5 protein-coding genes are annotated in these 13,591 nt (G+C 36.0%); all 5 read right to left on the reverse strand.

What is annotated here, in order from left to right; genetic code table 11:
* Positions 1-232: 232 nt before the first annotated feature.
* Positions 233-4,969: a T9SS-translocated chitinase ChiA gene (gene chiA / locus BKM63_RS22000; RefSeq protein ID WP_071638738.1), complete on the reverse strand. Its 4,737-nt coding sequence runs from the start codon at positions 4,967-4,969 to the stop codon at positions 233-235.
* A gap of 476 nt (positions 4,970-5,445) precedes the next feature.
* Positions 5,446-7,512, reverse strand: a complete 2,067-nt coding sequence (locus BKM63_RS22005) for a beta-N-acetylhexosaminidase (protein ID WP_071638743.1) — start codon at positions 7,510-7,512, stop codon at positions 5,446-5,448.
* Between the two features lie 156 nt (positions 7,513-7,668).
* Entirely contained in the window at positions 7,669-9,609 is a 1,941-nt protein-coding gene (gene nagB / locus BKM63_RS22010) for a glucosamine-6-phosphate deaminase (RefSeq protein WP_071638744.1), read from the reverse strand.
* A 116-nt stretch (positions 9,610-9,725) separates the two neighbouring features.
* Positions 9,726-11,303 carry a SusD/RagB family nutrient-binding outer membrane lipoprotein gene (locus BKM63_RS22015; RefSeq protein ID WP_071638739.1) on the reverse strand — a complete coding sequence of 526 codons (1,578 nt, stop codon included), beginning with the start codon at positions 11,301-11,303 and terminating at the stop codon, positions 9,726-9,728.
* 10 nt (positions 11,304-11,313) lie between these two features.
* A partial coding sequence (locus tag BKM63_RS22020) for a TonB-dependent receptor domain-containing protein (RefSeq protein ID WP_071638740.1) occupies positions 11,314-13,591 on the reverse strand: 2,278 nt, incomplete at its 5' end.

Below are 13,591 nucleotides of genomic sequence, written 5' to 3' on the forward strand. Positions count from 1 at the left end.
AGTTCTTTATTTTTCATCTCGTACATAGTTTGAGGTAGTTTATTTTAAACATAAAAAAACCTGGCAACAAAAATTGCCAGGTTCATAATGCGATCCTCAAGGAGAAAACCAAATAACAAATCTCCTCAATTCAATGCATTTGTTCGAAATAAAAATTAGATTAAAAAATAAATAACCAAACTCAATTTTAACCGTCCCATTTTTTTTATTTCTAAATTTTCAATCATTTATTCTAGTTTAAAAAGTTCATTACTTTAAATGATTTCTTGTTTCCTGATTTATCTGTTACTACAACTAAAAACAATTGTTTAGATGAGAAACTGTGATCATGAAGCAACACTTCTTTATTGTTTTGAACATTTCTGTGACTTACCAAATTTTGCCCTAAAATGTTAAACACATCAACTTGAGCAATCTCTTCATTGTCATTCGTAACTGATAAGGCATTGTTTTTAAAATACGCTATCGTCGCATTGTTTTGAACAGAAATATCCTGAACTGCTAATGTTTTTGCTGCCGACTGCGAAGCGAAATAAGCCGCATACGCTTTAGATAGTTCAGATGAATTACCACAAGAAGATGCATCCCAGTTTACAGACCAAGTCATTAAACCTCTTAAAGAAGGATATGGTCCGCCTGGCTGCATTGTGTAGGTTCTTCCTGAAAAAGTGGTTCCCGTTCTTAAATAATGCATAGCGCTAACTCCTTCTGCCGGCGTTATATAACCACTTCCTGCTGCACTTGGACAAGCCGGTAAGGCAATAAGAACTTTTGAGGCTGGTAAACCATCAAAATGCATTCCTGTTGTACCAATGTTATAGCCTTTTATTATCATATCAGTCAGGGCTGTTACCATGTTTGCTCTCTTAGCTGAACCATAATATTGACCATCTAATGCGTTTTCTCCTCCTGTATTGTACAATTGTACCGCTAACAAATCTAATTCATTACGCAAGTTTTGAATGATTGGCAGGAAAGAACCAAAAGTATCCGTATAGGTAGAATATCCTCCTTGTACGTATTGTGTTTCCGGAGCTGCAGTTAGTAAAAATCCAGGGCCGTAGTATGCTTTTAATTCTTTGAAAGCATCTACTACATTTTTTAATCTTGGATAAGCCGAAATACCCGCATATGAAATATCCCTTAAACCTCCTGCGCTAAAATTCATTGATCCGCCTTCAAAATCAATATCAACTCCATCAAATTGATACTCATCAATAATTGCTTTTAGACCATTAACAAAAATATTTTTTTGAGTTACATTATCTAAAACAACATGACCATTTTGACCTCCAATAGAAACAATAACAGGAACGCCGCTATCTCTTAAGGATTTGATATCATTTTTCAACAATTGCTTATTGAAAACACCATTGGTCAAATATCTAGTGTCATTTGTAGTTAATACTGGTGTATAACCATCACGATTAACTGTTTCTACGAAAGAATAATCGACTACGTTAAACTTGCTTCCCACCATTTGAGAGAAATATAAAAATGGAGCCGAAGTATTTTCCCAAGAATGTGCATAACCTAAGATAATTTTAGATGGAAGCGGAATGAACCTATTAGTGCCTACTTGAGCAATTTTAATTGTATTGTTTAATGTAGTTACAGCAGCTTTATTATCGGTTGCTTTGATTGCAACTGGATAATCCTGATAAGCAGATGGCGTAAAATTATACGTATAAGTATTATTTGTACCTGCTGTCATGTTAAATGTACCTCCATTTATTGTAATGGTAACACCTGAAACCGATCCGTCACTATCAACAGCTGTAACTGAAATTGGTACAACCTGGAAAGAATTCTGGTATATAGTAGTATTCGATGGTGTATTCCAAGTAATTCCAGGCAATGAATTAGGACAAGTTGTTCCTGAACATTGTAGGGAGAATGCTTTTGTATTTTCTGCTGTTGCACCGCTTGATGCCGTTACAGTTGCTTTCAATGTATAATTTTTGTTGAAATCCGCGGCAGCTGGTGTCCAGTTTGCAACGTATTCTGTTCCTGAAAGTGCTGCCGTAATATTTTGTCCGTTGATGTTGAATACAACTGACGAAATAGTTAAACTGGCATCTACACTTGCAGTTGCTTTCAGTTGAATAGCTGTTCCCGGAGCAATAGCTACAGTTGCAGCTGAAGGAGCCGTAATAGTAACCTGAGGCGGTGTAACTGTGTTTGTGTTGAAGTTATAAACCTGAGGCGTTGCTGGAACTGCAAAGTTTGCCAGATTGTTTGGGAAATAAGCTACCTCTCCATTTTGCCATGAATTTAATTTCAAACTCAAAATTTGCGTATAACCCGCAACAACTGAATTATCGAAAGTATAATTTCCTTGTGCATCTGTTGTGGCAAGTACACTTTTCCAGTTGTGCGTGTTATCTGTCCAAGGCAAAACTATTTCTACTTTTGCATTGGCTACCGGAGCTGAACCATTTTTAACAGTTCCGCTGATTAAGTTTACAGCCGCAGCCAATGCTGTTTTTGCTGTAGAACTTGTATTAAAATTGTAAACCGTTGGGTTTGCAGGAACTGGAAAGTTTCCAAGATTAGATGGTAAATAAACCACTTCTCCATTTTCCCAAGTATTTAATTTTAAACTTGTAACGGTTGTATATCCTGCTACAACTGCATTATCGAAGCTGTATTTTCCTTGTGCATCTGTTGTTGCAATAACACTTTTCCAGTTATGCGTGCTGTCTGTCCAAGGTAAAACCAGTTCTACTTTTGCTCCAGCAACCGGATTTGTTCCGTTTTTAACTGTTCCGCTGATTTTGTTTGTACTTCCAGAAGCATCTTGTGTAAAGTTTAATGTTTTATTAGCATTCAAATTAGAATAAACTGTTGAAGCCGGTGTAAACGTTTGTCCTGTTAATGATGCAGTTACTGTATAATTACCTCCAGAAGGTAAACTCAGTGAATAAGCACCGCTTGCATTTGTCACAGCTGCATAGCTGCCGCCAGTGAAAACAGCAGTAACTGTTACACCAGAAACTGGAGTTGTATTGTTTACAACAGTACCGCTTACGGTATAGTTAACAATTGGTGCTCCTTGAGCAAAGTTCAACGTTTTATTAGAATCAATTGCATTATAAACTGTTGAAGCCGGTGTATAAGAGAATCCTGTTTTCGCCGCCGTAACAGTGAAATTAAGGCCTGCAGTTAAACCTGTAATACTGTAAACGCCGCTCGCATTAGAAACAGCCGTTAAGGTAGTACTTCCTGATACTGCAGAAACTGTCACACCAGAAACCGGCGTTGTTCCATTAAGAACTGTTCCGCTTACAGTGTATGTTGGCTGTGTTCCATTAATAACAACTCCCGTCTGATTTGCCGTAACATTGGTTAACGTTACAGGTGTAAAATTATACGTAGCTTTTGAAGCTGTAAGTATATAATTTTGCCCTGAAGTAAGGTTGCTGAAAGTAAAATTTCCTCCTGTAGAAACTACGGTTTGTAATATTACATTGCTTGCATTACGCAAATCAACTGTAACATCCGAAACTAAAGCTGCTCCGTTTTTTACAGAACCTGAGATACTCACAGTTCCCGGAACAATACTGCCAAAAGAAGTATCAACCTGAGTTAATAATGAATTAGGCACAGAACCTCTGGTATCCTGAGATAATTCCCAAACCATACCTCCTGCTAAATTTCTTGATTTTATATATTGAACTTTTAAATCCATTGACTGCTTATCTTCATAAGAGATAAACTGTTTTAAAGTCGAATTGTACAAATAAGGGACTTTAGTAGTGTTATCAAAATATCGTACCCATCCTGCTGAAGCGGCAGCCGGAGTAACTAACATCGTATTTGGATCTAGATAAGCATGTGAATTCGTAACTGGATTTCCTACTAAGTCGCAAATTTCGATACTTCCGGAACGCTCGCATGCTGCAGGTCCATCCCAGGTTCCGATAGGGTTTTGCGGATTTGTACATCCAGGAACAATATCTCTAGGCGCCGCAACGAATAATCCAGGTAAATTTGGATTGGTTCCGTTATTGGCCACATGATCAAATTTTTTCCCGTAAAAAGGTAATCCCATGATTAATTTATTGGCAGGAAAACCCACTACGTTCAAATACTGATTTGTCAACTCATCTAATGATTCTGACTGTGCCGCACCGTAAAGCGGATCATTTGTATTTCCACTTGCATATAAAGGAGCATTGTAACAGGTCTTATCATACCAGTTTCCTCCAAAATCATATCCGAAGTAAGTGATATAATCACAATAAGTCGAAATGTCTTCTGTCATTCCATATTGTGTTATGTTGTTTGGTCCTAAATATTGCTGTGCTACTTTGCGCACATTATTTCCGGCGGCAATTGTAACTAATTTATTTGGCATTGCCTGACGCATTGCTTTTAATAAATACACTAAGTTTTTATTGTCATCCGGGCTGTATTTCTGTGGAGGAATTGGGGCTCCGTTTATCACTTCGGTACCATCTGTTCCGCCAGAAAGAGGATATTCCCAATCGATGTCGAAACCATCAATAAAAGGATAAGTAGTAATGAAGTTTGCCATGTCTGCTGCCAAAGCGGCTCTTGCAACTGGACTTGCTGCAATTGGAGAAAGATCCTGACCTTTTGTCCATCCTCCTACAGAGATTAAAACTTTTAAATGCGGATACTTTTCTTTGAGCTTCTTCAAGTCATAAAAGTTTCCTTTTACCGGAGCATCCCAAGGAATTCCTCCTTCCATATGCTCAAAATCAGCATAGGTATCCAAACATTGTAATTTTGTATTCTCAGGATGGGCAGGATCATAACTGGTACCATAAAAAGAATAATTTAAATGCGTCAATTTACTTCCATCAATCTTAGGGATGTTAAAATCCCGGGCATAGATAGACCATTGTGCATAATATCCCACTACTTTTTTTCCGTGCGCGGGCTGGGCCAGCGCAAGTAAGGGAAACAGTAACAAAAAGAGTAATCTGTAATAATGTTTCATAATTAATAAATATTGGTTAATAGAAAATAAATAATTGGGCCCGCCGGCTCACAAGCTTTTGGGTTTCGCTCAACTGCAGGTTGGAAGGCTGCTGTCGACTGGAAATAAACTCAAATTACATTCTATAGATAAATATTACTATTACCGATTCGTTGATAATCAATAGCAAATAGTAGTGATTGATATTTATTTATAATTTCAAAAATTAATATTAAATACAACTGATAAATTTGGGACGACTCATCAATTTAAACTCTGTTTTGTCATGTTTTTAATTCTATTCTTTTTTATTTGGTTTTAGGTGTTAATACTCTTCTTAATGGCTATTTGGTTATTAATTCTTTTTTAATGAGTTCAAAAAAATATTCTGAAGTTTAACTATAATTACCTCTGCCAGATGCTTCTGGCAGAGATAACCAGCACTCTTAAAACAACACTGTCAACTTAAACTTACTAATACTAATTCAAACCAAATCTTAAATTAATTTCTTTAAACTTTCATAAACTGACAATTCTACGTCAGCATGCTCTTTTGTATTGCATTGTTCTATTAAACTTTTTAAATCTGCTGATTTTAAAGTTGATTTATTATCTAATACAAGAAGTAATTCTTGTGAGGCATCGCTTAATTTTTTAGATAAAGGCAAAATAGATTGTACCAAGGGTGCATTGGCACTCAACTCTATTAATCCTTTGTTTACCGAAATCCACTTATTAAAAAATGCGGCCACTTTTGCTTTATTATCCGGTGTTTTATTTGCCAGGTATTGACTGACTGCTTCATCAAATGCCAGCGAGTCTTTTGCATCTGGAGTACAAGCATCAGCAAAAAGTGTAAACGGAGAATACATTTGGTATTCTGTTCCTCCTTTATTTCTTGTGTATCCTTTTAATGGTTCACAAACATTCGAAAACTCATTAATTGATTTTATGTTTTGGTTGTTTGCAATATTTCTCAGAATAACGGCTTTATTTCTAATGTGAGTTAATCCTAATTCTTCTAATCTAAAAGAAACACTTTCAAGACGTTTGCGCATATTGGCAACATCTGTAATATTTTCTGCTGACCAAAGTCTTTCGGCGATGGCTGCTGTTCTTGGCCAAACTCTTGAATCGAACGTTGTTGGTGTTGCAAGTTCTGTCCACATTGTTGCTTCTCCCCCTAAGATTCTTGCTTTTTCCTCTGCCGTTAAATCTGCTCCTTTTGGCATAGGATCATTTAAATAATGACTTGCTATTGGGTACATCAAATCGATATAAAATCCATTTGACAATACTGTTTTATATCCTTTTTTTACCGCATCAACCAGTGATTGTCCGGCAACGACACCTTCATTTGGACCTCTCCACGAGTGAACGATGGCTTCTTTTGAAAGATTTTTGGTTAAAATTTCTTCCCAGCCCATTAATTGTTTTCCGTGTTTTTTAAGCATCGGAGCCAATTGCATCGTGAAATAAGTTTGTAATTCGTGGTTTGTTTTTAGATTATTTTTCTTTTTAAACTCTTGAATTTTTGGATTTGCATCCCAGTCTTTCCCTTCATTTTCATCTCCCCCGATGTGAAAATAAGCTCCGGGAAATAATGGGCATACCTCATCAAAAAGTTCATTTAATATTTTATACGTTTTAGGATTTGTAGGGTCTAATGTTGGTGAAAAAATACCAGCATTTCTCTCAATTCCATAGGTAGCGATTGCTGTACCTTGAATATTTTTTTCAGAAGTTCCTCCAGTCAATGTAATCACTTTGCTTCCAATTTCCGGATAAGCAGTAAGTATTGCAGATGCGTGACCCGGAACATCTATTTCGGGAACAATTAAAATACCACGCTCATCAGCATATTTTACGATATTTTTAATTTCCTCTTGTGTGTAATACAATCCATCCGAAGCTAATTCGATTAACTTTGGATGCTTTTTAGTTTCAATTCTCCAGCCTTGATCGTCAACTAAATGCCAATGAAAAACGTTCATTTTCATTGCTGCCAATGCATCTAAATTTCTTTTAACCACATCAACCGGCTGAAAATGTCTTGATGCGTCAAGCATTAAACCTCTCCAGGTAAATCTCGGAAAATCTGAAATTTGCGAAGCCGGAAAATAAAATGATTTACTGTCATTTTGAAGCAATTGCAGCAAGGTCTCTAAACCGTGTAAGGCTCCTAAATCGCTTGTAGCATTGATTGTAATTTTGTTTGCCTTGACGTCTAAGCTGTAGCTTTCGTCTTCATATAAGCCTATTTTTCCGCCTTTATCACAGTTAATCTGCAATTCGGCATTTGGAACTTCATTTAGTTTACTTATATAACCTTGTTCGAAAAAAATACCTGTTCTACCATCTAATCGGCGCAAAAAACGGGTTACTCCTCCAAAAATTCTTGGATTGGGATTACCAGAGATATTTACTTTAAAGTTTTTACTTAAAGTAAAATTTCCATTGTTTACAACAACATTTTGAGGCCAAGGCATAAGATTTAGCTGCTCTTTTTGAACCTGAGCGCTTGCTGTTACGCCTGCTAATAATAGTACAAATAAATATTTCATTTTTATTTTTTTTGGTTCGATACTTTTCTGGAGCATCTTATAATTAGATAAAAAACAAAACTCAGAAAGACTTCTGCTTTACCTCACTAATCGCTTTGAGGTCAATCTGAATTTTGAAATTTGATTCGCTCTCACCCGAATCGTTTTAAAACAACTTTAATAATCAAAACGTTTAAAAGCTTCAATAGCTTCGTATTCTGCCAATCCTAGTTCGTCGTAAAGAACTGCGGTATTTTTGTTACGGTCTTCGGCTCTAACCCAGAATTCTCTGGAGTCATTACCCTGAAACATAACTCTGTCTTTTTGAGATTGATGGTATAAGATAGCGTGGCGTTTCAGCAATACTTCTGATGGAGAAAGCGGCACAGCCATATCGATTTCATGGATATCCCATTCGTGCCATGCGCCTCTGTAAAGCCACAGCCAGCAGTCGTCCATGTATTTTTCCGGTTTTAATTCTTTCATGGCTGCAAAAATCGCATTCAGACAAACTTCATGAGTTCCGTGCGGATCTGCTAAATCTCCGGCTGCAAATACCTGATGCGGTTTTATTCTGGCAATGATTTCTTTTACAATGGCAATATCTTCAGCCCCTAACGGATTCTTTTTTACCTGTCCTGTTTCGTAAAAAGGAAGATCCAAAAAGTGTGTATTTTCATCTTTTAAGCCGATGTATCTTGTTGCTGCATAAGATTCTCTTCTTCTGATTAATCCTTTTAGTTTTCTAACCTCAAGAGAATCAATCTGATTTTCAGATTTGTTGTTTAAAAACTCAATAACCGATTTGAAGTTGATGTCTTTTGGAAGATTTCCGCCCGTGAAATCGTTGCATACTTCAGCAAATTTCAAGGCTTCATCATCTGTAACGGCAATATTTCCAGAGGTTTGATATACTACGTGTACATCATGTCCTTGTTTTATCAATTTTGAAAAAGTTCCCCCCATCGAAATCACGTCATCATCCGGATGCGGACTGAAAAGGATCACTCGTTTTTTGGCAGGATTGGCTCTTTCCGGACGATGAGAATCGTCGGTGTTTGGTTTTCCGCCAGGCCAGCCTGTAATGGTGTGCTGCAATACATTAAACATATTGATGTTCAAGTCATAAGCAGAACCTTCTTGTGCCAATAAATCAGACATTCCGTTGTTGTTGTAATCACGGTCTGTTAATTTTAAAATAGACTGGTTTGTTTTCTGGCACAGCCAAACAATAGCTTTGCTTTTTAATTCTTGTGTCCAGATGCATTCTCCAACCAGCCAAGGCGTTTTAAAACGCGTCAATTCTGATGCAGCAGACTGATCCAGAACGAAAGTAGCGTTTGGATGATTTTGTAAAAAAGTTGCCGGAACTTCTGAACTGATATCTCCCTGAACGGTTCTTTTGATAATATCGGCTTTGTTTTGTCCCCAAGCCATCAAAACGATTCTTTTAGATCGCATAATGGTAGAAACCCCCATGGTAATCGCCCTTTTTGGAACATTGTCAATTCCGTTAAAATCAGACGAGGCATCTACTCTTGTAATATGATCCAGTGTAATAATTCGTGTTCCTGAATTGATGTGTGATCCCGGTTCGTTGAAACCAACGTGACCTGTACGACCAATTCCCAGCAGTTGAAAATCAAGTCCGCCAGCTTGTTTAATATTCATTTCATAGTCGATACAATATTGATTTAATTCATCAATAGATACTGTACCATCAGGAATATTTATATTTTCGGGTTTAATATCAATATGATTAAAAAGATGCTGATGCATGAAATAATGATAGCTCTGATTGTTCTCTTTGTTCATTGGATAATATTCATCCAGGTTAAAAGTGATTACATTACTAAAGCTAAGTCCTTCTTCTCTGTGCATTCTCACTAATTCTTCATATACTTTTATAGGAGAAGATCCTGTCGCCAGCCCCAGTACACAAGATTTACCTTTTTCCTGCTTAGATTTAATTAATTGAGCGATTTCCTGCGCCACAATTACCGAAGCTTCAGCAGAACTTTTGAAGATCTCGTTATGAATTTTTTCGAATCTCGTCTCTTCAAATTTACCGGCGCTCTTATAGCTGATGTCAGGTTTTATTTCTAAAGCACTTTTCATTTCTTTTCTTTTTTTGGTATATACAATTTTGGTTTTTGAAATGGTACAAGCAATTTGCATTGCTTATACCATTTACTAACCAAACTTAAAATCTTATAATTTTTTTGATATTTATTTTAGAAATTTGGAGCGTTAACATCCCACCAGGTTCTTGTTCCTCCATTATCAGGACCTCCAAGTTTTGCAATACCTGTTTTAAGACCTTCAGGGTTTCCGTCTTTTTCAGTAGAAACAAAGTTTATTCTTCTTACACCATACTCAGTAGTAATTGCACCGGCACTTTGGTTATTAAGAATTGGCAATAATTTAGGATAACCTGTTCTACGGTGTTCAGCCCATGCTTCCATACCATCAGGAAAGTTTGCAATCCATTTTTGAGTAATGATTTTTTGCAATTTCACTTCGTTGCTTGCTGCATTATCCCAGGCAACAGTTATATTATTTACTGCTAAACCACTGTTAAATGGGGCAACAGGATCTACATAGTCTTTTGCTGTTTTTACATTATCTGCAATATAATCAGCAGCACCACCTGTAGAAAGCTGCGTAAACGACGCGGTAATACCTGCTTTATAGAATGTTTCAGCATCGCCTCCCATATTCCATCCTCTTAGAGCTCCTTCTGCTCTTAAGAAATAAACTTCGGCAGTATTTAACCAAACAACTTGTTTGTCTTCGTCTATTATCTTACCAAAATTTGAGAATTTTATGTGTAATGATTTATCTCCAAGATTTCCTCCTGTACGGATTCCTTTATATTCTCCAGGAAATTGCTCAGATGTCTTGAAATAAACATTCATTCTAGGATCGTTGTAACCACCCATAATAGATTCCATATCTGCAGACATACGGCTGTCATTATATTCGTAAGCCGCAACTTTAAGAGGATGTTGTGCCACATCTTTGTTAACAATAAAGCTATCTGAAGCAACAGTCATTACCCCAAATTTTTGGCTGATCGCTTTTTCTGCTTCTGCTTTAGCTAATGCCGGATTAGCTTTTACAATACGCATTGCTAATCTTAAACGCAATGAGTTTGCATATCTAACCCATTTTGTATAATCTCCTTTGTATGTTGAACGGTCTGTATTAGTAAAAGCACTTGGCTCTCCTGCATCAATTCTTTTTGTTAGTTCAGTAACAGCAAAATCTAAATCTTTAAACATTAAACCATACGCTTCTTCTTGAGAATCATATCCAATTGCTGCATCTGTTGTACCCAATTTTGAGTAAACAATTGGCCCCCATGAATCTGCTGCTTTATGTAAAGTCTGCACTTTGATAATTGTAGCAAGAGCATAAAAATCATCATATTTACCTTTAGATTCTCTTTCAACTTTTAAGAAGTTTGACATAACCTGAGCATAAATAGCCTCCCATCCCCAAAGGTTCCAGTTATCAGAAAGTGCATAAGAAAGGTTATTAGAACCATCAAAACCAGGAGCTGTAGTATAACCTCCCCATGTATTTCCAGATAAATCAATGGCTACCTGATACTTCCAACCTGGAGTGTTTACCATTACGTTCTCAAACATGTTTTTGAAAGGTCCTTTAATATGATTAAAGTCCTGGGTTGTCTCTTCATAAGTAAAACCATCAGGATTACTATTAACCTCATCAAAGTTATCTGTACAACCAACTAAGGCTAAAAGACTAAAACAGATTAATGATTTTTTTATATTATTTGTTTTCATGATAATTTAATTAGAAAGTTACATTTAAATTAAGACCAATACTTCTTGTTGATGGTAAACCATAAATATCAACTCCTTGTAAACCTTGACCTGTACTTAAAGCAATGTTTGGATCAAAAGGTGCATCTTTATAAATGAAGAATAAGTTTCTTGCGATTAATGATAAAGTTGCTGTATTAACAAATGGCAACGTTTTTTTATTGAAAGTATAACCAAGTGAAACCTCTCTTAAACTTACGTTTGTAGCGTCATATACATACTCAGCTGTAGCTCCATTAAGTCCTCCAACTGTTTCATAATATTTTTGAGCATCCATTGAAGTTACTTTTGTACCATTAGGCATCACTGCATTTACTGCAACACCACCGGCATTTCTTGCATCTCCAGATCTTTTTGAAACTCCATACCAATCGTTCATAGATTCAGTAATACTCATTACATCTCCCCCAAAACGTCCGTCGATTAAGAAGTTAGCTGTAAAAGCTCCAAACTTAAATGTGTTTGACCAGCCCAACATAAAATCAGGATTTGCATTACCAACTTCACGAAAATCAGCTTCTACTGCTAAATTTCCTTTATCATCTAAAACAATTTCTCCGTTAGCATTTTTAACAATGCCTTTTCCTTCGATTACACCAAATGGTCTTCCTTCAGTTAAAGCATATCTGTAATTAATGTTGTTTACAGGAGTTAATGGAATTGTACCTCCTAATTCTTCTGGAATTGATTTAACATTATTTCTATTGTGAGAATAGTTTACCATAGTCTCCCAAGAGAATTTATCTCCAGTAATAACTTTTCCACTAACAACAAGTTCGATACCTTGATTTTCGATACTACCTGCATTAATTCCGTAATTTGTATAACCAAAAGGATTTGTTGCGGGAGCAGGAACCTGAACGTATTGGTTTTTAGTTTCTGAATTGTAGTAAGAAAACTCAAAACCTAATCTATTATTAAACATTCTCCACTCAGTACCAAATTCATATTCTGATTTTAATTCTGGCTTTAATGATTCACCTGGTCTTGGTCCTACTGTTGGAGGAATAATTAAACCACCTTGAACAGTTGATTTTGGAGAAGTTACGAAAGCTGAAATATCATTACCAACTTGTGCATAAGTTCCTCTAACTTTTCCAAAGTTAATCCACTCTGGTAAAGTTGTCATTTCGCTTATAAGAGCAGTAACCCCTACAGATGGATAAAAATATGATCCAGTATCTGTATTTACTAATGTAGAAGACCAGTCGTTACGTCCGGTAACATCTAAATATAACATGTTTTTGTAACCAAAAGTTGCAGAAGCAAATAAAGACTGAACTTCTCTAGAAGAACCTGTAGCTTGTAAACTTAAATTGTCAATTCCACTTGAGTTTCCAAAATTTCCTAAAGTAAATAAGTTCGCATTAACAAGTCCGCCAACAATACCAGAATCTAAAGTAGTAGCATGATTTGCTAAAGTGTTATTAATACTTGCTCCAACTATAGCATTAAAACTAAAGTTTTCGTTGAAGCTAGTATTGATTTTAGCAATTAAATCTCCGTAACGTTGTGTGCTTAATGTAGCAACGTTTATATATCTACCGTTTATATTAGATAAAGAAATATTTGTAGTAGCATAGATTCTTTTATCAAAATCATTTTCAATTCTGTTATAGCTGTATCTCGCTCCAATGCTTAACCAATTGTTTGCTTTATAATCTAAAGCGATATTTCCGTTAAAGAAATTGTCTTTATCAACAGATTTGTTTCTATTGATTAACCAATAAGGATTTTGAACATAAATATCAGCATTTGGTGCGCTGTAAAAATTTTGACCGTATAGGTTTCTAGAAGGAATAAATGTTTCGAAATTATCTTTGTAATAATTGAAATCATTTCCTCTTTGGAACAAATATACTCCAGTTAATGGATTTGAATAAAGTCCGTTTACAGGTCTGTTGTCGATAGTTTGGCTTGTATATTTCGCATCAGCAGAAACAGTTAATTTATTATCAAAAAATTTCGCTGTCTGACGAATTCCAAAGTTGTTTTTCTTTAAACCGTTACCTTCAATAATCCCCGCAGCAGAAGTATTAGCATAAGATAAACTTGTTGTAGAAACATCTGTTCCTGTTGTAAAAGTTGCAGAAGTAATTTGAGTCACCCCTGTGTTAAAGAAGTCTTTTTCAAAATCATTTGACTGCACTTTCCCTCCCCAAGATTTTTGAGCATTTGCAGTTCCATATTCATGCTGGAATTTTGGCAAAGAATGTACAGATTCAAAGGTAGTAACAGAAGAAACTGCT

Source organism: Flavobacterium johnsoniae, from assembly GCF_001879205.1.
Lineage (GTDB): Bacteria > Bacteroidota > Bacteroidia > Flavobacteriales > Flavobacteriaceae > Flavobacterium > Flavobacterium johnsoniae_A.

Excerpts from the sequence above, each read along its gene's own strand:
- nagB (WP_071638744.1), bottom strand. The coding sequence starts at position 9,609 with ATGAAAAGTGCTTTAGAAATAAAACCTGACATCAGCTATAAGAGCGCC.
- BKM63_RS22015 (WP_071638739.1), bottom strand. The coding sequence starts at position 11,303 with ATGAAAACAAATAATATAAAAAAATCATTAATCTGTTTTAGTCTTTTA.
- BKM63_RS22005 (WP_071638743.1), bottom strand. The coding sequence starts at position 7,512 with ATGAAATATTTATTTGTACTATTATTAGCAGGCGTAACAGCAAGCGCT.
- chiA (WP_071638738.1), bottom strand. The coding sequence starts at position 4,969 with ATGAAACATTATTACAGATTACTCTTTTTGTTACTGTTTCCCTTACTT.